Here is a 17,999-nt window from a genome sequence, read left to right as displayed (position 1 = left end):
CGGCCACCGGCGCCGCGGGAACCCGCCCCTGACGAACCGCCCAGCGAGGTTTCCCATGACCAGTCCCAGCAGCACCCGCACCGCGCCGCCACCGCGGTCGGGTCCCGCGGTTCCCCGCACACCTCCAGCCGGCCGGCCCCGGCGCGCCGGCCACCGCGCCGCGCTGACCGCGTCCGGCTTCCTCGCACCGTTCGCGGTGCTCTTCCTCACCATGATGGTCGCGCCCATCGGCTACGCGATCTACCAGAGCTTCTTCACCGTGCACCGCACCGGACTGTTCGGCGGCTCAAGGTCAACCGCCTTCGCGGGACTGTCCAACTACTCCGCTGCCCTCCGCGACCACGACTTCCTCGCGTCGATAGGCCGGGTGCTGCTGCTGGGCTGCGTCCAGGTCCCCGTCATGCTCGGCCTGGCCCTGCTGCTCGCGCTGCTGCTGGACTCCGGTTCGGCGCGGCTGCGCAAGACCTTCCGGCTCACCTTCTTCCTGCCGTACGCGCTGCCCGGGGCGATCGCGGCGGTGATGTGGTCCTTCCTGCTGCTCAAGAGCCTCTCGCCGTTCACCGGCCCCCTGGCCCATATCGGTGTGTCCGTCGACTTCCTGTCGCCGTCCTGGGTCCCCGTCTCGATCGGCAACATGATCACCTGGGGCTGGACCGGCTACAACATGCTGATCCTCCACTCCGCGCTGCAGACGATCCCCGCCGAGGTGGTGGAGGCCGCCGCGATCGACGGCTGCACCGGATGGCGCCTGGCCCTGCACGTGAAGATCCCCCTGGTTCGTCCCGCACTGGTGCTGACCACCGTCTTCTCCATCATCGGGACGGCGCAGCTGTACACGGAGCCGGCCGTGCTCGTCGGCGCGCGCATCCCCGGCGTCTCGCCCAAGTTCTCCCCGATCATGAACACGACGCTGGGCATGGACCTGGACAACCAGAACCTCGCCGCCGCCGAGTCCGTCGTCCTCGCGCTGGTCACGCTCGTGCTCTCGTTTGGGTTCCTCAAGTACAACCAGCGCAAGGGAGCCATGGCATGAGCACGGTCCTGGACGCCCGACCGGCCCGACCGGTCCAAGCAGCCCGAAACGGCAGGCAGTTGGCGAGCAAGGTCGCCGTCAACGGCGTGCTCGGGCTGATGGCCCTGTACACGCTGGTCCCCCTGTGGTGGCTGTTCGTCTCCGCGACCAAGGGTTCGGGCTACCTCTACACGGGCGCGCCGCTGTGGTTCTCCCACTTCGACCTGCTGACCAACGTCGAGGCCGTCTTCCGGTTCAACGGCGGTGTCTTCTCCACCTGGCTCGCCAACAGCGCTCTGTACAGCCTCGTCGGCGCGACCGTCAGCACCCTGCTGTCGGCGATGGCCGGCTACGCGCTGTCCAAGTTCCACTTCCGTGGCCGGGAAGGCGCCTTCAACGTCATCCTCGCCTCGGTCCTGATCCCGGCGCCGATGTTCGCGCTGCCGCTGTTCCTGCTCATGGCCAAGCTGAACCTCACCGACTCCTACTGGTCGGTCCTGCTGCCCAGTTGCGTCAGCCCGTTCGGCGTCTACCTGTGCCGGATCTTCGCCGCGGCGTCCGTCCCGGACGAACTGCTGGAAGCGGCGCGGCTCGACGGCGCGAGTGAACGCCGTACCTTCTACGGCATCGCCCTGCCGCTGATGGCCCCGGCACTGGTGACGGTCTTCCTGTTCCAGTTCGTCAGCATCTGGAACAACTACCTGCTCCCGTCGCTCATGCTCAACTCCCCGTCCCGCCTGCCGGTCACCGTCGGCCTCGTGCAGTGGCGCTCGGAGTTCGCCAACGGCGTGCCGCCGCTGCTGCCGATCACGGGAGCGTTCCTGTCGTTGATCCCGCTGCTGCTCGCGTTCGTGAGCCTCCAGCGCTTCTGGCGCCGGGGCCTGACCGCGGGGGCCGTCAAGTAGCCTGCCGCGGGGGCTACTTCGCCGCAGTCGGCAGGGGCGGGCGGCGGGAGCCTCCGCGCGTTTCTGTGTGCTCGCCCTCCACAACCCCTCGCGTGAGGAGCCGTCGGTCGTTCGGTCTTGCTGATGTAAGGTCTGCCTTCCAGCAAGTCAGGTTTGCTTGACTTGCTGGAAGGCAGACCTTACATTCGTCGTATGACGAAGCAGGCGCAGCAGGACCAGGTGACGCACGCGGCCCGCCGCGCCGTACTCATCGATGGCATACCGGTGTCCGCGTTGGGCGTGACAGCTCTGGCCCTGGGCAGCAACCCCCATCAGAGCACTGAGCAGAAGACCTGGTGGATCGCGGCCACGGTCGCCTTCACCCTCGCGATCGCCTGGGCTCTGTGGCGGGCGTTCCGGCGGGCGGACGAGTACCTGCGCAGGGTTCAGCTGGAGAGCATGGCCATCGCCTTCGCCGTAGTCCTCGTGGCGCTGCAGGTGGCCACCCTGCTCGATGCCGCAGGCGTCATTCAGCTCCATCAGCTCGCGGAACTGATCCTCCTCGGCGGCGTGGCCATCTGGATGACGATCGCCGACCTGCGAACCCGCTTGAACCGGTGACGGCGCACTGTGAAGAACCGACTCCGCGAACTTCGGGCCGCTCGCCGGTGGAGCCAGGCCGACCTGGCCGACCGTTGCCAGGTCTCCCGGCAGGCCATCAACGCCATCGAGACCGAGCGGCACGATCCCAGCCTGCCTCTGGCGTTCACCATCGCTGACGTCTTCGGCCTGACCATTGAGGAAATCTTCCGTCCCGACCGGACGGAGACGAAGGGCGACCCGGCCTGACATCGGCGTCCCTCAGCCGGGCCTTTCAGGAGAACGGTCGACAAGGGTCAGCGGCTCGCAGTCGTCGCTGCGCCTGGGCCACGTACTGGCGGACCGTCGTCGGGGCGATGGACATCGCCGGCCCACGCCGATCGCCGTCTGCTGACCGGATCACGACCCTCGTCCTGACCATCCTTTTTGAGTGCGCCAGGACTGCCCGGTCTCGCGGTCGCCGAAGCGCGAGGTTCCGACGGTGCCCAGGGAGTGCTCGGAGCGCCGACACGGCGGTGACCGTACCGGCCTGCGCCGGTGGGGCAGTGTGAAGGTCTAACCTTCCCCTGTGACGCAGGAATTGAGCACGGTGGTGCTGATGTGCGGTCTTCCGGGAGCGGGCAAGACCACCTACGCGATGGAGCTGGTGCGACGCGGTTACGTTCGGCTCTCGATCGACGAGGTGGTCTGGCAACGACTCGGGCAGCGCGACGCCGGCCGGGTGCTGGAGGCGCAGGCGTTCGACCAGCTCAAGGAAGAGGTCCGTCGCGAGCAGCGGCGGCAACTGGTCGAGCTGATGCTGGCCGGGCGGGATGTGGTGGTGGACTACAGCTTCTGGAGCCGGGCCGCCCGTGATGACTACAAGGCGCTGATCGAGGACCACGGCTGCCGGTGGGAGCTGATCCATCTCAAGGCGGATCGGACGACGCTGGAGCAGCGCCTCGCAGTACGCAACAGCGAGGAGGGCGCCGACTGCGTCACCGTGGACCAGGCGCTGTTCGATCGCTACCTGGCCAACTTCGAGGAGCCGGACGGAGAGGGTGAGCAGGTGGTCCTGCAGCCCTCAGCCTGAGGACAGTCGAGCCCGTTCGGCTGGGCCTGCAACCTTCGCGCGGTGAACGGTCCCTGCGACCGGGACGCGTGACTCACCGTCAACCGGCGCCCGGAATCCGGTGGAGAACCGCCGTTGCCCGCGGCTACCGTCGGCCGCATGACCAAACGTGAGGCCGTCATCTTCGACATGGACGGCACGCTCGCCGACGTGCGCAACATACGGCACCTGATCGACGGGCCCGGCGGCTTCGACGCGTTCCACCGCGCCAGCGCCGACGTACCCGCGCACGACTGGGTCGTCCAGGCCGCCCGCGCGCAACACGAAGCCGGCCGCGCCGTGCTCATCGTCACCGGCCGCGCGGAGAAGTGGCGCAGCCTCACCGCGATGTGGCTCGCCCGGCACGAGGTGCCGTCCGATGGCATGTGGATGCGCGGCGCCAACGACTACCGCCGCGACTACGTGGTCAAGCGGGAGATCCTGCGGCACCTCCGCGCCCGGTAACGTCCGGTGCACGCCTGGGACGACAACCCCAACGTCATCCAGCTGTGGCGGCGGGAGAAGATCCCCTGCACTGTCGTTCCCGGCTGGAACGCGCCGCCGGTCACCGCCTGACCTGCCGTTCGCTCCGTCACCAGCTGTCCGGCCAAGGAGGGATCGGGGTCCAGTAACCGCGAGGTGCCGCGCGGGCCTGCTCGACCAGGTCCGAGCTGCGGCGATGCCTTCCACAGCCCCCGGTTGAACCATCACCGGCGGCGGTGGGCGGCGGGATGCGGCGACGATGACGACATGGCAACCGTCCCGAAGGCCCAGGGGAACACCTTGCGCGCACACCGAACCCGACGGGTCGTCGCTCTCTCTGCGGCAGTGGCTTCGCTGGCCCTCGCCGCAGGCTGCAGCGGATCACCGAACACTCATCCGAACGGCGACGCCACGGTCCCGGCCGCCACCGCCACCGTGGCGATCTCGCCCGCCGACGGCGCAACGAAGGTCGCCCCGACCGGCGCCCTGCGCGTGACCGCGGCGGCTGGGAAGCTCACCCGGATCACCGTCACCGCTCCGGGGGATACGAACGTCCCGGGCAAGGTGTCGGCCGACCGCACGACCTGGACGCCGAGCCGCCCGCTGCGTACCGGCACCCACTACCAGGTGACGGCCACAGCCCAGGACAGCTCCGGACACACCGTCACCCAGCAGTCGGCCTTCACCACGCTGACGCCCGCACACAAGGCCGCCGCCACCGTCAACGTCGTTGCCGGGGAGACGTACGGCGTGGGCATGGAAGTCGAGGTCCGCTTCAAGGACCCGGTCAGCGACAAGGCCGCAGTGATGCGCGCGATCACCGTCAGCGCCACCCCGGCCGTCCTCGTCGTCGGGCACTGGTTCGGCGACGACCAAGTGGACTTCCGCCCGCAGCAGTACTGGACGCCCGGAACCCGGGCCACCGTGCATCTGCGGCTCGACGGCGTGCAGACCGCGCCGGGCGCCTACGGCACCCAGCAGCAGGACATCACCTTCGCCATCGGGCGCAGTCAGATCTCCACCATCGACGACCGCACCAAGCAACTCCTGGTCGTGCGCGACGGGAAGCTCGTGCGCACTCTGCCGGGAAGCCTCGGCGCCCCCGGCCACACCACCTACAACGGTCAGATGGTGATCAGCGAGAAGTACCGGGTCATCGACATGGACTCGCGGACCGTGGGTCTCGGCAGCTCCTACAACATCAAGGACGTCCCGCACGCGATGCGGCTGACGACCTCGGGCACCTTCATCCACGGCAACTACTGGCGTCCCTCCTTCGTCTTCGGCAACCAGGACACCAGTCACGGGTGCGTGGGTCTGCGGGACGTCCGCGGCGGTGGCGATCCCAGCACGCCCGCCGCCTGGTTCTACAACAACTCGCTGATCGGCGACGTCGTCATCGTCAAGGGCACGCCCGACAGGACCGTGCAGCCTGGAAACGGCCTCAACGGCTGGAACATGTCCTGGAGCGCCTGGACGACGACCAGCAGCTGAGGCCGCGGCCTCCTCCGCCGGCTGCACGGCAAAGCGTGTGACGGCCTGCTCCTTCGTGCGTCACGGGGGAGCAGGCCGCGTGCGGTCGAGCCGGTCGCGGGGCACGGTGTGCGCAGAGGACCGCGGCCCTACTTCCCGTTCGTGCCGGTCGAGTTCGTCGTGCTGACGACCGCGTAGGATCGGGGGATGCGATCCGCCGTGGGGGAAGGTGACGGGTCTGGCGTCTGGGAGGTCGCCGTGCCCGAGCGGCGCTACCGCGTGGCCGGGTTCAGGATGGCCGGGTTCCGGGACTGTGGAGCGTCGGCGGTCGACCTGAAGATGATCCCGCAGCCGACGGTGATGCTGGCGCTGGGGTTCGGCTCGGGGAGCCACTGGGTGGACGACTCCGGTGGGCGGCGTGTCCCGGGGAGCGTCGTCGCCGGGCTCGGGGCCGGGAGTCGCGGTGGGGTTCGGGTGCGGGGCGGCGGCTTCTCGGGTGTGCAGGTGCGGTTGTCCCCCTTGGTCGTGCGCGCCGCGCTCGGCATCGCGCCCGCCGACCTGGACGGCGCGGTGGTCGCCCTCGACGAGGTGTGGGGACGGGAGGCCGCGCGGATCCGTGAGCAACTGGACGCCGCCTCCTCCTGGGAGCAGTGCTTCGCGTTGACGTACGCACTGCTGGCCGGGCGGATCGCGCAAGGGCCGTGCGTCGATCCGGAGGTGGGCCGGGTGTGGCGTCGGATCCTGGCGAGTCGCGGCGTCGTGCGCGTCGAGGCGCTGGCGGCCGAGGTGGGCTGGAGCCGCAGGCGCCTGTGGTCCCGGTTCCAGGCGCAGATCGGCCTGCCGCCCAAGCAGGCCGCCAATCTCGTCCGGTTCGACCATGCCGTCCATCGGCTTGCGGCCGGTGACGGCGCGGCCCGCGTGGCGGCGGAGAGTGGCTACGCCGACCAGTCCCATCTGCATCGGGACGTCGTGGCGCTCACCGGCGCCACCCCGGCCGCGGCGGCCGGTGAACCGTGGCTGGACGTGGACCCGTTGGCCTGGGGCGGCTGAGGGAACATTTCTTCAATACTCCGTGCCACGGGTCTTGCCACGCTGGGCGTATGCCGAACGAACACCACGACCACCCACTCCGGCAGCCGTGCTACGGCGTCGACGCGCCGGCCTTCCCTGCTCTCACCGGCGCGGTGGGCGCCGCCTGCTGCCTCGCCGCCGCCCGGTGGCGGCCGGCATGGCGCGGACGCGCGGCGGTAGCAGCCGTCGGCTCGGCGGTACTCGCCTCCACCGGCGTGTACCTGCACACCACGCTCCACGGCAAACTGAGCATCTGGGAACGCGAGTTGGACCGGATCGAGCTGCAGGGCGACGAGCGGCTGCTCGACCTCGGCTGCGGACGCGGCGCTGTGCTGATCCAGGCGGCCCGGCGCCTGCCGCGGGGGCAGGCCCACGGCGTGGACCTGTGGTCCGGGAAGGACCAGAGCGGCAACAACCCCGAGGCCACCCGTGACAACGCCGCTGCGGGCGGTGTCGCCGATCGCGTCGAACTGCACACGGCGGACATGACCGCGCTGCCGTTCGAGGACGGCTCCTTCGACGTCGTGACGAGTGCGCTCGCCATCCACAACATCCCGACGCGCGGGGCGCGCCACCGAGCGGTCGACGAGGCCATGCGCGTGCTGCGCCCCGGCGGGCTGCTCGTCGTGGCGGACTTCTGGTGGGCGGTGAAGGAGTACGCCGCCCACCTCGACCGCGCCCGTCCCGGACACCCAGACTCCGGAGCAGGCAGGCAGCCCACCACCGTGCGTCCGCTCGGGCCCGGCTACTGGTACGGGGGCCCCTGGTTCGCTGTCTCACTGCTGCGTGCCGTCAAGGAGTCGCCGACGGCCGCCGCCTGACGCCGATCCTGGGCAACCAGTCGGAAGACCGACTGGATCCGAGGGCGGTGCCGTTCACGCTCGGGCCGCCCTGCCGCGCGCGGTTCTCACGTGGGGCAGGCAGGTCGGTCCGGCGACCGTGGGGGGCCGCCGGCCCGGCCCGGGCGAGTGCCTTCCGCGCGGGCGGGGGTGCAGGTCGTCAGACGAAGTAGGCCAGGTTCACGAAGAAGGCGATGTAGGCGATGACGAGAACGGTGACGAACGCTGCGAACCACCATCCGTGCACCTGACGCCACGGCACCTTCGCGCCGGGGAAGCGCGTGCGGAAATCGGACCAGCTGACCAACCCCACCTCGCGCACGGGTGCTTGTGCCGGCGGGGCGGTCAACCGGTCGAACAGGCGCTGCAGTTGTGCCTGCTCCCAGAGGCGGGTGTCGAGCACCAGCGGCGGCTCCTCCACCAAAGTGATCACCACGCGGTCCTTGTGCCCCTCCACCGGTATCCGCACCTTGTGCAGGCCGGTCACGTCCTCCTCGAGCGAGTGCCGCACCAGGTGCCCCCACCGGTCCCGGACGCTCAGCGTGCCGTCCTCCAGCACGATCGACGCTTTGGCCCGGCGCAGCGCCAGACCACCGGCGAACCACACGAAGGGGACGACGACCGCCAGGATTCCGACGATCAGCCCCGCCCAGCCAGCCCCCGGCGAAGTCCCGCGCCCCGCATCCAGCCGTAGCCCGAGGCGCAGCGTCCCCAGCACGATCAGTGGAGCCCCGCCGATCAGCGGCGTCTTGTAGACGCTGTTGTCGGCCCTGACCTTGATCGACGCGTGCTGAGCCGTCGAAGTCTCTTCTGACATTGGCCGATTGTGGCACCGCGAGATGTCGTCGTGTGCGGATTCGACCACAATCGACCGAGGGCCCGAAGGAGGCACCCACCGGCCGTCGCCGGCCGGCCGATCGGGAGGCGCGGAAGCGACTCGAGCGAATCCCAGGCGCGGGTCTCCGGCCGCCGCACGAGCCACGCCGCCGGGCGTCCCGGGGGACTGCCGGGCCCGCGGGTGGGGACGCCGTCTCGGCTGCGGACCGGGTTGCGCGGCCCCCGGCACACGAACGCCGACAGTCAGTGGTGGCGCGTGGTGAACACGGACTGATCCGTCCGTAGCAGGGGCAGCTACGGCCCCCACTGCGGCAAGGCAAGGGTGGCGCCGGCGAACCTCGCCGGCGCCACCCTTGGGTCGGGCTGGTTGCCGCATCAGAGCGAGCGCGTCTCGCCGCCGTCGACGCGGAGGTTCTGGCCGGTCATGTAGGCGGACTCGTCGCTTGCGAGGAACCGGACGAAGCGGGCGGCTTCCGCGGTGCTCTGGGCCCGGCGCAGCGGGATGCCGCTCGTCCACTCGGCGGGGACCGTGTCGGGGTCGTCCTTGGTCAGCCCGGTGAGCAGGTTGTTCATCCGGACGCCTCGCGGGCCGTACTCGTTGGCGTAGAGCTTGGTGAAGGATGCCAGCGCCGCGCGCATCGTGACCGACACCGGGAACATCGGGGTGGGCTCGAAGACGCCGGCGGTGGAGATGTTGACGATCGCGCCGCCGCCGGAGGCGATCAGACAGGGCGTCACGATCCGTGCCATGCGGACGACGTTCAGCAGGTAGAGGTCGGCGCCCTGCAGCCACTGCTCGTCGGTGATGTCGAGCAGCGGGCCGCGAGCGGCGTGGCCGCTGCTGTTGACCACGGCGTCGATGCGGCCGTACCGCGACATGGCGAGGTCGACGCAGTCCTGGAGGTCTTGGACGCGGGTGTGGGAGCCGTCCACGCCGGCGCCGCCGAGGGACTCCGCCAGGGCCCGGGCCCTGCCCGAGGGCGACATGGCGACGACGTGGTAGCCGGTGCTCGCGAACTCCCGCACGCAGGCGGCGCCGATGCCGGAGCCGCCGCCGACGACGATCGCGACCTTGTCGGCCCTGCCTGCCGTGTCTGCCGCGGCCGCGGGCGGAGGAGCGGCGTCAGGCATCCGTGTATTCCTTCAGGCGGGCGGCGACCAGGGCCTCGAGGGCGTCGGCGGCGAGGTCGGCGTACCGGGTGAAGTCGGTGTCGTCGCCTGCCGCCGCCGCCACGCGGAAGCCGTCGGTGAGCGCCCGTCCCATGACGGCCATGTCGTGGGCGAGCTGGGTGGCGACGGGCTCGGGAACCCCCGGGTAGGAGGCCCGCAGCTGCGAGGTGACGAACTGGAACATCTCCTCGCGGATGGCGAGGTACCGCTGTCGTGCGAGGTTGTCCTGCAGGCGCCGCTCGAAGGCGAAGACGAGTCCGATGCTCCAGAACGCGGCGGCCGGGTCGGCCAGGCTGGCAGAGGCGGCCGCCGACTGGCTGATGCTGTGGCGCAGCAGGTCGCGCATGCCACCGGTCGAGGTGTTGGTCTGCTTCCAGACCTCGAAGCAGTAGTCGAGCAGCGCGACGAAGAGCTGCTCCTTGTTCTGGAAGTGCCAGTAGACCGATCCGATCGGCAGCCCGGACGCGCGGGCGACGTCGGCCATGGTGGTGCCCTCGTATCCGGCCTCGACCGCGCGGGAGAGCACGGCTTCGAGGATCGCCTGCCGGGACGTCTCGGACGCCTGATGGGTCTTCCGCCTGGCCATCGGTCCCCCTTCCTGATCGTCGGTCTTCGTTCTACCAAATCCACGCCGGACCTTGACATCGGGATGGCCGGGATTCATCGTAATGAACATTCTAGAACGACAACTCTAGAGCATCTGCTCTGGATGGCGTCGGGCGAACCTCCCACGGAACACGACCCGGTACGCGGGTCCACCCCCTCATCTCCTGCGGGCCACTGCGAAGGCAGAGGTCCGCTCCGCCCCCAACAGGGAGACCCTCCATGAGGATCACCGATCACATCGCTCGAGAGAGAATGAGCGGTCTGCAGATCCGTGCCGTCATCGTCGCGATCGCCCTGGTCGTGCTCGACGGCTATGACGTCTCGCTGACGTCGTTCGCCGCGCCGTACATCGAGAAGGGCTTCGGGGTCTCCAAGGCCGAGCTCGGCCTCGTGATGTCCGGCGCCCTGATCGGCATGCTCGTCGGCTCGATCATCGTCGCGCCGCTCGCCGACCGCATCGGCCGGCGCAAGATGGGCGTCGCCTCGACCATCACGATCGCGGTGGGCATGCTCATCGGCCCGTTCGCGTCACCGGAGAGCGGGACCGGCCCCCTGGTCGTCAGCCGCATCATCACCGGCGTCGGCATCGGCGCCCTGGTGTCCGTCGTCGGCGTCGTGCTCGCCGAGTACACCGGCAAGCGCGTGTACGGGCTGGTGATGGCCGTCTACGCGGCCGCGATCAACATCGGCGGACTGCTCGGCTCCATGGTCGTGGGGCCGATGCTCGGTGCCCACGGCTGGCAGTTCGGCTGGTGGGCCGGTTTCGTGCTGAGCGTGGTCGCCGCGGCCGCCACCCTGGCCTTCCTGCCCGAGTCGCTCGCCTGGCTCTCCGAGGGGCGACGCGCGGACTCCCTGGAGCGGCTCAACACCCTGCTGGCCAAGATGCACCGCCCCACCCTCGACGCGCTTCCCGAGTCGGACTCGACCGCCGTTCGGACCAAGGGCTTGCTGCGGACCGTGTTCACCGGCCGCACCGGCGCCTACACGTTCCTGATGACGGTCGGCTACCTCGCCTACATGCTCAGCTTCTACTTCATGACGAACTGGGCGCCGAGCACGGTCGCGGACGCCCACCACAATCCGCCGATGGCAGCGCAGTTGGTCACCGCCTTCAGCATCGGCGGCATCCTGGGCAACGTGGTCTTCGGCTTCCTCGCCGACAGGTTCAACGCCCGGCTCCTCACCCCGGTCTTCCTGGCCCTGGCGACGGTGACGCTGGCGGTGTTCGGTCTGGTCGGCACGGCGATGCCGACGGCGTGGTGGACGCTCTTCGTGGCCTCGTTCTTCGTCTGCGCCGGTACCGCGGGCTTCTACGCGATCGTCCCCTCGCTGTACCCGACGCTGGCCCGCTCGACCGGTTTCGGTGTCGTCATCGGCTTCGGCCGGTTCGGCGGCATCGCGGCGCCGATCGTCGGCGGCGCCGCCTTCGACAGCGGCATGGGCATGGGGACGGCCTTCACCGTCTTCGCCCTGCCCATGCTGGTCGCCGGCCTGTGCGTCGTGGGCCTGCACCTGAGCCAGGGGCGGGCCGGCTCGGACGCGCCGGAGGCCCAGTCCCCGCTGGCCGCAGCGACCGCATAACGCCGGCCAACCCTTCGAGCCCATCCGAGAATTGAGGAGCCACGCCATGCCGCTGGCCGTCGCAGCGCTCTCCCACGCGCCGTCCTTCGGCAACGTCGACCCGGGCGGGGAGACGTTCGCCGAGATCAACGCAGCCATCGACGAGGTCCGGGCGTTCGTCGCCGCCTTCGCCCCCGACCTGGTCGTGGTCTTCGGCCCGGACCACTTCAACGGGCAGCTGTACTCGCTGATGACCCCGTGGGCGATCGGGGCGGCGGCCGAGGGTGTCGGTGACTACGGCACCACCTCGGGGCCGCTCCCGGTCGACGCCGGGGCCGCCCGCCGGTTCCACGCCGCCGTCCTGGCCGACGGCATCGACATCGGCCGCAGTGAGCGGATGACGGTCGACCACGGCGTGGTCCAGCCGCTCGACTTCGTCTTCGGGCGGGGTTTCACCCAGCCGATCGTGCCCGTGTTCGTCAACGCGATCGGGCTGCCCCTCTCGCCGATGAAACGGGTGCGCCTGATGGGCGAAGCGTTCGGGCGGGCCGCCCGGGCGATGGACAGGAGGATCCTCTTCGTCGCCTCGGGAGGGATCTCCCACAGCCCGCCGATCCCGCGCTGGGACGGCGCCCCCGACACCGTCCAGGAGCGGCTGGTCGCATACGGGCCCACGCCGGAGGAACGGCACCAGCGGGAGCAGCTGATCGTCCGGGGCATCCAGGCGATCGCCGACGGAAAGGCACCGAGCGACCCGTTGAACGAGGAGTGGGACTCGCTCGTCCTCGGCGTGCTGCGCTCCGGCGACCTGACCGCCGCCGACGCGTGGGAGAACGGCTGGTTCATGGCGGAGGGCGGCTCGGCCGCGCACGAGATGCGCAGCTGGATCGCCGCCTACGCGGCGCTGTCCACGGCCGGCCCCTACCGGTTGGCGGTCGACCACTACTGGGCGGTCGAGAAGTGGGGCTCCGGCTTCGCGATCCAGGCGGCGGTGACCGCATGAGCCGGGCACAGCACGTGGCGACGTTCTGGGAGGAGATCGCGGACCTCGAGCACACGCTCCGGTACGTGGACGCGGGCGGCTACCGCACCCGGGTCCTCGACTTCGCCGGAGCCGGAGCCGGAGCCGGAGCCCAGGCGCAGGCGGTCGTGCTCGCCAGCGGCACCAGTGGCCACATCGAGGCGTGGACGCAGAACGTCCGTCCGCTCGTGGCGGCCGGGTACCGGGTGATCGGCTACGACTACCCGGGCCACGGCTACACCAGCCCGGTGGACCACCCCCTGGAGATCCCCGACTACGAGCAACACCTGCTGGCGCTGCTCGACGTACTCGGGCTGGAGCGGGTGCACCTCGCGGGGGAGTCCCTCGGCGGCTGGCTCGCGCTCAAGTTCGCGCCCAAGCACCCCGACCGGCTGCACACGGTGATCCTCTCCGCGCCGGGCGGCCGGATGGTCGAGGAGCCGAAGCTGGACCGGACGCAGTCGGTCAGCGCCCGGGCGGTCAGCGAGCCGACGTTCGAGAACGTGAAGCAGCGCCTGCAGGTCGTCATCCACGACCCCGAGAAGATCACTGACGAACTGGTCCGGGTGCGCCAGGCGATCTACGCCCGCGAGGGCTTCGACATGGCCTACGTGTCCGCCCTGCGGGAGCCGGAGCGGCGCCGACGCAACCAGGTCACGGACGACGACTTCGCGGCGCTCCCCGTCCCCGCCCTGATGGTCTGGACCGACCACGAGCCGACCGGCGACGCCGCCGAGGGCGAGCGGCTGTGCTCACTGATCCCCGACGGCGAGTTCCTGCTGATCCGCGACGCCGCGCACTGGCCCCAGTGGGAGGGCGCAGCGCAGTTCAACTCCGCCGCGGTCGCCTTCCTGACCAGGCAGGGCACGGGTCTGGCCGGACGAGAGGACCACACGTGAACGTGTCCAAGGAGACCATCGACAAGATCGCGCGCGAGCTGTTCGAGGCCAAGCGCGGCGTGTACACCGTCCCCTATGTGAGCCCCCGGCTGCCCGAACGCGACCTCGACGCGGCCTACGCCATCTCCGCAGAGTTCGCCGCCCTGCGCGAGCGCGAGCTGGGCGTGCGACGGGTGGGCCGCAAGGTCGGCCTGACCAACCCGCTCGTCCAGCAGCGCGTGGGCATCTGCGAACCCGACTACGGGATCCTCCACGACGACATGGTGCACGCCTCCGGGACGCACCTGCCGCTGTCCCGGTACAACCGGCTGCTGATCGAGGCGGAGGTCGCCTTCGTACTCAAGAGCGACATCCTGGAGCCCACCCGCGAGGCCGTCGAGGCCGCGATCGACCATGTCACCCCCGCGTTCGAGGTCGTCGACTTCCGCTACAGCGGATCGGTGGGGCAGATCGTGGACACCATCGCGGACAACGCCGGCTGCAGCGGCGTCGTCCTCGGCGAGGAGCAACACCCCTACGGGGAGGCCGATCTGACGGCGGTGGAGATGGTCATCACCGGCGGCGGCCAGGAGATCACCCGGGGGGTGGGCAGCAACGTCCTGGGCGACCCGGTCAACGCCGTCATCTGGCTCGCCGAGACGGCGCTACGCACCGGCGAGCCGCTGCGCGCGGGCGAGGTGCTGCTGTCCGGCTCCATCGGCTACATCGAGCCCTGGCCCGCCGACGTCGAGTGCGTCGCCACCATCACCGGACTCGGTCGCGTGGTCGCGACCGCGGATTCGAAAGGCTGAACATGAGCGACTACCGCCCCGTCGACCCGACGACCCGCGTCGAGATCGAGCAGCTCATCGCGGAGCTGCTTTACCGCCTCGACCACCACCAGGCCGACACCACCTGGCAGCTGTACACCGAGGACGGCACCTCCACCGGCCCGATGGGCGACATGGACCGCGAGGGCATGAGGGCCTGGGGCGCCAAGCGCGTCCAGCAGACCGGCCTGACCGGCCGTCACTTCGTCGGCGGCATCCGCCTGGTGTGGGACGGTGAGGAGGTCGAGGGCACCGTGCAGTACCTCACCTTCCGCGACGCCCATGAGCCGCAGACGCAGCCCGCCTCGGTGGGCGAGTTCCGCGAGCGCTACCGAAAGGTCGACGGCCGGTGGCTGTTCGCCCGCCGCGAGGTCGTGCCGGTGTTCGGCGGGCAGGCAGCGGCCGCGCATGCCGCCCGGCTGGCCACGCAGGAAGGATCAGCCCGGTGAAGCGGGCGGCGCTGGGCGGCGCCAGGCCTGTCCTGTACCACCAGTCGCTGCCGTCGGCGTCGCTGCCGGAGTGGGCGGCGGCCGCCGGATACGACGGCGTCATCGTCGACCTCCAGCACGGTGAGGTCGGGCTGGAGGCCGCCTGCGGCATCCTGCGCGCGGTTCCGCGCCGGAATCCCTACGCGTACGCGCGCGTCGGATCGCTGGACCCGGCCCCGATCCTGCGGCTGCTGGACAGCGGTGCCCGCGGCATCGTCGCGCCCACCGTCGAGTCCCGCACCCAAGCCGAGGCCCTGGTCGCCGCCACCAAGTACCCGCCGATCGGCAACCGCAGCCTGGGCCCGTCCCGGCCCGCGCTGTACCCGGGCACCCCCGGCGAGCCGTACACGGACGCCGGCAACCGCGCGGTGTCCGCCGTCGCCCAGATCGAGACGAGGACCGGCCTGGACCGGGCCGAGGAGATCATCTCGACCCCCGGCCTGGACTCCGTCTACATCGGCCCGGCCGACCTCGCCGTCTCCTTCGGTCTGCCCGGACGCGGCGACTGGGAGGACGGCCCGGTCCGGGAGGCGATCACGCACCTGCGCCGGCTGACGACCGCGCACGGTGTCACCCTCGGCATCTACTCGGGCCAACCCGCCTACACGGCAGGGCTGTTCGCCGAAGGCCTGGTCGACTACGCCGGCCTGGGCATCGATCTCGTCCTGCTGAACCGCGGGTTCACCGACACCATCGCCGGGCTCGGCTCGGCACGATCCACCGCTGGGAGCATTTCATGACCACCGCCTGCGACGTCCTCGTCGTCGGGGCGGGCCCCGTCGGCCTGACCCTGGCCAATCTCCTCGGACAGCACGGCGTCCGCGTCCTCGTGGCCGAGCGCGAGCAGCAACTCATCGACTACCCGAGGGCCGTGGGCATCGACGACGAGGCCCTGCGCGCGATGCAGACCGCAGGCCTCGTCGAGGGGGTGCTCCCGCACACCATCCCCGACCAGAAGATCTACATGGTCAACGGGGACCGACTGATCCTGTCCGAAGTCAACCCGACCACACGGGAGTTCGGCTGGCCGCGGCGCAACGGCTTCGTACAGCCGCTGGTGGACCGGGTGCTCCTGGCAGGCCTGGACCGCTTCCCGAACGCTTGCGTGCGCTTCGGCGCCGAGGTCACCGACCTCGTCCAGGACGCGGACGGAGTGGTCGCCGCGTTCGCGGACGGCACGAAGGTCCGCGCCCGGTACGCCGTCGCCGCCGAGGGCGGCGCCTCGCCCACCCGCAAGCGCCTGGGCATCTCCTTCGACGGCGAGACCCGGCCCAGCGACGGCCTGGTGATCGACGTCGCCAACGACCCGATCGGCACGCCCCACGCCGTCTTCGGCGGCGATCCGAGGCGCAGCTACGCCTCCATCGCGCTGCCGCACGGCATCCGCCGATGGGAGTTCACCCTCTTCGAGCACGAGAGCCCCGACCTCGCCGACGACGACGCGTTCGTCTTCGGGCTGCTCGCCCCGCACGTGCCGGACCCGTCCAGGCTCGACATCATCCGGCGCCGCGTCTACCGGCACCACGCCCGGATAGCCGGCCGCTTCCGAGAGGGGCGGATCCTCCTCGCAGGCGACGCCGCGCACGTCATGCCCGTCGTGGGCGGCCAGGGCTGGAACTCGGGCATCCGCGACGCCTTCAACCTCGGCTGGAAGCTCGCCGCCGTCGTCAAGGGACTGGCCGACGACGCCCTGTTGGACACGTACGAGACCGAACGGCTGGGCCACGTCCGGCAGATGGTGGCCGTCTCGCTCGGCATGGCCAAGGAGATGACGGACCACGACCCGGTCAAGGCCGCGGAGCGCGACCGGATCGCCGCGAGCCGCACCGCTGAGGAGCGCGAGGCGCAGAAACGGCAGGCGTTCAAGCCGCAGCCCACGTTCGACGAGGGCGTCGTGGTGCACACCCCGCTGCCGGTGTTCAAGACGCTCCCGGCCCGCGACGTGCCGCGGCTCGCCGGCACGATTTTCCCGCAGCCGCGCGCCACCGACACCGACGGCGTGGAGATGCTCCTCGACGACGCCACCGGACAGGGCTGGCGGATCGTCACCTGGAACAACGACCCGACCGCGTTCGTGTCGGTGCGGCGGCTCGCCGTGCTGGACCGCCTCGGCGCCCGGCTCGTGCAGGTGGTGCCCAGGGCGCAACTGCCGTGGGCGCGCAAGCACGCCGCGCCCGGCGTCACCGTCGTCGGCGACCTCGGCGGCGAGGCGGGCCTGCAGGCCTGGTTCGACGCCCGCCCGGTCGGCGCAGTGGTCATCCGGCCCGACCACGTCATCGCCGCCGAGTGCCTCGCCCAGGAACTCGACGACGTGCTCGGCCGGGTCTTCGCAGCCGCCTGTCTGACCACCACGCCGGAGGGCTGAGGACGGAGCCGAACCGGTCCTCCGGGGTCGACGACGTGTACTCGCCGTTGGCGACGTCGTCGAGGTCGAGGTCACCCGCCTCGGCACCCTGCGCAACACCGTCCGCGAGGCCCCCTGGTCGCCCGGGTTCCGACGACCCCCGACCGGCCCTTCGTCCTCTCGGTGCGTCCCCAGATGCCGCCCCGGTCCCTGGGGCAACCGAGCTCAGGGCTGTGCCGTGCCTGGCGGACGGGCGCTGACACGCCGGCGCGACTGCCGGGCCACCGCACGGGCGTTCAGTCCCCGGCAGCTTCGGCTGCGGAGTGGGGGAACCGTGTGGGGGAGAACGTGACGGCACCGCCCGGGACCATCCACGGCAGCACGGTGACCGAGTAGCGGCCGGCGAGCACACCCGGATCACGCTCCGCCAGTGCCTGCGCCTCGGCAGGACCGACGCGGAAGATCGAAAGCCCCCGGAACGGGCTGTCGGTGTCGAGCAGGGGCCCCGCCGCCAGGAGGACGCCGCTCTCGTGAAGCTCGGCCAGGTGGTTCATGTGGGCGTCCTGGAGGGCCGCCGCAGCCGCTTCGTCGAGTTCGGGAGCGTCGGGACGAAGTTGCAGCAGGGCGACCGTAAAGCGGTCGAAGTCCATGGCGCGGATCGTATCGGCCTGTGCTGGATCCGCGCCTGTACGACAACGCCGAGTCCGTCCGCCGGCTCGCCGGCCCCGAGCTCCTGGTCCGCCGCCGAGGCGCCGCCGTGCGCGGCGCCTCCCGCGGGATGTGGTCGCGCTGCCGACCACATGACGCGGGCCG

The 17,999-nt window shown here is 70.8% G+C and carries 20 protein-coding genes; 16 read left to right on the top strand and 4 right to left on the bottom strand.

The window, feature by feature from the left end:
• The first annotated feature begins 55 nt into the window (after positions 1-55).
• The 9 genes from ACFP3V_RS16020 to ACFP3V_RS15980 all read left to right on the top strand — a co-directional run bounded on the left by ACFP3V_RS16020 (position 56) and on the right by ACFP3V_RS15980 (position 7,434).
• Positions 56-1,033 (top strand): carbohydrate ABC transporter permease, encoded by a 978-nt coding sequence (locus ACFP3V_RS16020; RefSeq protein WP_380583851.1) that lies wholly within the window; start codon positions 56-58, stop codon positions 1,031-1,033.
• On the top strand, positions 1,030-1,917 hold the full coding sequence (locus tag ACFP3V_RS16015; protein ID WP_380583849.1) for a carbohydrate ABC transporter permease: 888 nt from the start codon (positions 1,030-1,032) through the stop codon (positions 1,915-1,917). The genes ACFP3V_RS16020 and ACFP3V_RS16015 overlap by 4 nt, the downstream gene beginning before the upstream one ends.
• 192 nt (positions 1,918-2,109) lie before the next feature.
• On the top strand, positions 2,110-2,517 hold the full coding sequence (locus ACFP3V_RS16010) for a hypothetical protein (RefSeq protein ID WP_380583847.1): 408 nt from the start codon (positions 2,110-2,112) through the stop codon (positions 2,515-2,517).
• Positions 2,518-2,526: 9 nt separating this feature from the next.
• On the top strand, positions 2,527-2,745 hold the full coding sequence (locus ACFP3V_RS16005; protein ID WP_380583845.1) for a helix-turn-helix transcriptional regulator: 219 nt from the start codon (positions 2,527-2,529) through the stop codon (positions 2,743-2,745).
• Between the two features lie 319 nt (positions 2,746-3,064).
• The gene (locus ACFP3V_RS16000; protein ID WP_380583843.1) at positions 3,065-3,568 is read left to right on the top strand and encodes a P-loop nucleotide/nucleoside kinase family protein; all 504 of its coding nucleotides are present in this window, start codon (positions 3,065-3,067) and stop codon (positions 3,566-3,568) included.
• A 138-nt stretch (positions 3,569-3,706) separates the two neighbouring features.
• Positions 3,707-4,051, top strand: a complete 345-nt coding sequence (locus ACFP3V_RS15995) for a phosphatase domain-containing protein (protein ID WP_380583841.1) — start codon at positions 3,707-3,709, stop codon at positions 4,049-4,051.
• 363 nt (positions 4,052-4,414) lie between these two features.
• Positions 4,415-5,563 (top strand): L,D-transpeptidase, encoded by a 1,149-nt coding sequence (locus tag ACFP3V_RS15990; RefSeq protein WP_380583839.1) that lies wholly within the window; start codon positions 4,415-4,417, stop codon positions 5,561-5,563.
• A gap of 186 nt (positions 5,564-5,749) precedes the next feature.
• Entirely contained in the window at positions 5,750-6,592 is an 843-nt protein-coding gene (locus ACFP3V_RS15985) for a helix-turn-helix domain-containing protein (RefSeq protein WP_380583837.1), read from the top strand.
• 50 nt (positions 6,593-6,642) lie between these two features.
• On the top strand, positions 6,643-7,434 hold the full coding sequence (locus ACFP3V_RS15980) for a class I SAM-dependent methyltransferase (protein ID WP_380583835.1): 792 nt from the start codon (positions 6,643-6,645) through the stop codon (positions 7,432-7,434).
• Between the two features lie 178 nt (positions 7,435-7,612).
• Here the strand turns inward: ACFP3V_RS15980 and ACFP3V_RS15975 are convergent, their stop codons facing one another.
• The 3 genes from ACFP3V_RS15975 to ACFP3V_RS15965 form a co-directional block, all read right to left on the bottom strand.
• Positions 7,613-8,269: a hypothetical protein gene (locus tag ACFP3V_RS15975; RefSeq protein WP_380583833.1), complete on the bottom strand. Its 657-nt coding sequence runs from the start codon at positions 8,267-8,269 to the stop codon at positions 7,613-7,615.
• A gap of 395 nt (positions 8,270-8,664) precedes the next feature.
• Positions 8,665-9,420, bottom strand: a complete 756-nt coding sequence (locus ACFP3V_RS15970; protein WP_380583832.1) for an SDR family oxidoreductase — start codon at positions 9,418-9,420, stop codon at positions 8,665-8,667.
• The gene (locus ACFP3V_RS15965; protein WP_380583830.1) at positions 9,413-10,045 is read right to left on the bottom strand and encodes a TetR family transcriptional regulator; all 633 of its coding nucleotides are present in this window, start codon (positions 10,043-10,045) and stop codon (positions 9,413-9,415) included. The genes ACFP3V_RS15970 and ACFP3V_RS15965 overlap by 8 nt, the downstream gene beginning before the upstream one ends.
• Positions 10,046-10,284: 239 nt before the next feature.
• Between ACFP3V_RS15965 and ACFP3V_RS15960 the strand changes: the two genes are divergently transcribed.
• From ACFP3V_RS15960 to mhpA, 7 genes are read left to right on the top strand one after another with little or no spacing between them, the layout of a single operon-like run.
• The gene (locus ACFP3V_RS15960) at positions 10,285-11,646 is read left to right on the top strand and encodes an MFS transporter (RefSeq protein WP_380583828.1); all 1,362 of its coding nucleotides are present in this window, start codon (positions 10,285-10,287) and stop codon (positions 11,644-11,646) included.
• A 46-nt stretch (positions 11,647-11,692) separates the two neighbouring features.
• Complete coding sequence (locus ACFP3V_RS15955; RefSeq protein ID WP_380583826.1) at positions 11,693-12,628, top strand: 3-carboxyethylcatechol 2,3-dioxygenase; 936 nt, start codon at positions 11,693-11,695, stop codon at positions 12,626-12,628.
• Positions 12,625-13,545: an alpha/beta fold hydrolase gene (locus tag ACFP3V_RS15950; RefSeq protein ID WP_380583824.1), complete on the top strand. Its 921-nt coding sequence runs from the start codon at positions 12,625-12,627 to the stop codon at positions 13,543-13,545. The genes ACFP3V_RS15955 and ACFP3V_RS15950 overlap by 4 nt, the downstream gene beginning before the upstream one ends.
• Positions 13,542-14,336, top strand: coding sequence for a 2-keto-4-pentenoate hydratase (locus tag ACFP3V_RS15945; RefSeq protein ID WP_380583822.1), 795 nt, complete (start codon positions 13,542-13,544; stop codon positions 14,334-14,336). The genes ACFP3V_RS15950 and ACFP3V_RS15945 overlap by 4 nt, the downstream gene beginning before the upstream one ends.
• A 2-nt stretch (positions 14,337-14,338) precedes the next feature.
• Positions 14,339-14,803, top strand: coding sequence for a nuclear transport factor 2 family protein (locus ACFP3V_RS15940; protein ID WP_380583820.1), 465 nt, complete (start codon positions 14,339-14,341; stop codon positions 14,801-14,803).
• The gene (locus tag ACFP3V_RS15935) at positions 14,800-15,582 is read left to right on the top strand and encodes an HpcH/HpaI aldolase family protein (protein ID WP_380583818.1); all 783 of its coding nucleotides are present in this window, start codon (positions 14,800-14,802) and stop codon (positions 15,580-15,582) included. The genes ACFP3V_RS15940 and ACFP3V_RS15935 overlap by 4 nt, the downstream gene beginning before the upstream one ends.
• A complete protein-coding gene (gene mhpA, locus ACFP3V_RS15930) occupies positions 15,579-17,207 on the top strand; it encodes a bifunctional 3-(3-hydroxy-phenyl)propionate/3-hydroxycinnamic acid hydroxylase MhpA (protein ID WP_380583817.1) in 1,629 nt (542 codons plus the stop codon). Before ACFP3V_RS15935 ends, mhpA begins: the two co-directional genes overlap by 4 nt.
• A gap of 275 nt (positions 17,208-17,482) precedes the next feature.
• Here the strand turns inward: mhpA and ACFP3V_RS15925 are convergent, their stop codons facing one another.
• Positions 17,483-17,836: a YciI family protein gene (locus ACFP3V_RS15925; protein ID WP_380583815.1), complete on the bottom strand. Its 354-nt coding sequence runs from the start codon at positions 17,834-17,836 to the stop codon at positions 17,483-17,485.
• Between the last annotated feature and the right edge of the window lie 163 nt (positions 17,837-17,999).

Origin of the sequence: Streptacidiphilus monticola (assembly GCF_042658505.1) — a bacterium.
In the GTDB taxonomy this organism is placed as follows: Bacteria; Actinomycetota; Actinomycetes; order Streptomycetales; family Streptomycetaceae; genus Streptacidiphilus; species Streptacidiphilus monticola.
The sequence above is the reverse complement of the archived record's forward strand: the minus strand, read 5'-3'. Positions and strand labels throughout refer to the sequence as shown.

Bases quoted from the DNA above. Each gene is read 5' to 3' on its own strand.
- ACFP3V_RS16020 (WP_380583851.1), top strand. From the start codon at position 56: ATGACCAGTCCCAGCAGCACCCGCACCGCGCCGCCACCGCGGTCGGGT.
- ACFP3V_RS16015 (WP_380583849.1), top strand. From the start codon at position 1,030: ATGAGCACGGTCCTGGACGCCCGACCGGCCCGACCGGTCCAAGCAGCC.
- ACFP3V_RS16010 (WP_380583847.1), top strand. From the start codon at position 2,110: ATGACGAAGCAGGCGCAGCAGGACCAGGTGACGCACGCGGCCCGCCGC.
- ACFP3V_RS15995 (WP_380583841.1), top strand. From the start codon at position 3,707: ATGACCAAACGTGAGGCCGTCATCTTCGACATGGACGGCACGCTCGCC.
- ACFP3V_RS15985 (WP_380583837.1), top strand. From the start codon at position 5,750: ATGCGATCCGCCGTGGGGGAAGGTGACGGGTCTGGCGTCTGGGAGGTC.
- ACFP3V_RS15980 (WP_380583835.1), top strand. From the start codon at position 6,643: ATGCCGAACGAACACCACGACCACCCACTCCGGCAGCCGTGCTACGGC.
- ACFP3V_RS15975 (WP_380583833.1), bottom strand. From the start codon at position 8,269: ATGTCAGAAGAGACTTCGACGGCTCAGCACGCGTCGATCAAGGTCAGG.
- ACFP3V_RS15970 (WP_380583832.1), bottom strand. From the start codon at position 9,420: ATGCCTGACGCCGCTCCTCCGCCCGCGGCCGCGGCAGACACGGCAGGC.
- ACFP3V_RS15965 (WP_380583830.1), bottom strand. From the start codon at position 10,045: ATGGCCAGGCGGAAGACCCATCAGGCGTCCGAGACGTCCCGGCAGGCG.
- ACFP3V_RS15960 (WP_380583828.1), top strand. From the start codon at position 10,285: ATGAGGATCACCGATCACATCGCTCGAGAGAGAATGAGCGGTCTGCAG.
- ACFP3V_RS15955 (WP_380583826.1), top strand. From the start codon at position 11,693: ATGCCGCTGGCCGTCGCAGCGCTCTCCCACGCGCCGTCCTTCGGCAAC.
- ACFP3V_RS15950 (WP_380583824.1), top strand. From the start codon at position 12,625: ATGAGCCGGGCACAGCACGTGGCGACGTTCTGGGAGGAGATCGCGGAC.
- ACFP3V_RS15940 (WP_380583820.1), top strand. From the start codon at position 14,339: ATGAGCGACTACCGCCCCGTCGACCCGACGACCCGCGTCGAGATCGAG.
- mhpA (WP_380583817.1), top strand. From the start codon at position 15,579: ATGACCACCGCCTGCGACGTCCTCGTCGTCGGGGCGGGCCCCGTCGGC.
- ACFP3V_RS15925 (WP_380583815.1), bottom strand. From the start codon at position 17,836: ATGGACTTCGACCGCTTTACGGTCGCCCTGCTGCAACTTCGTCCCGAC.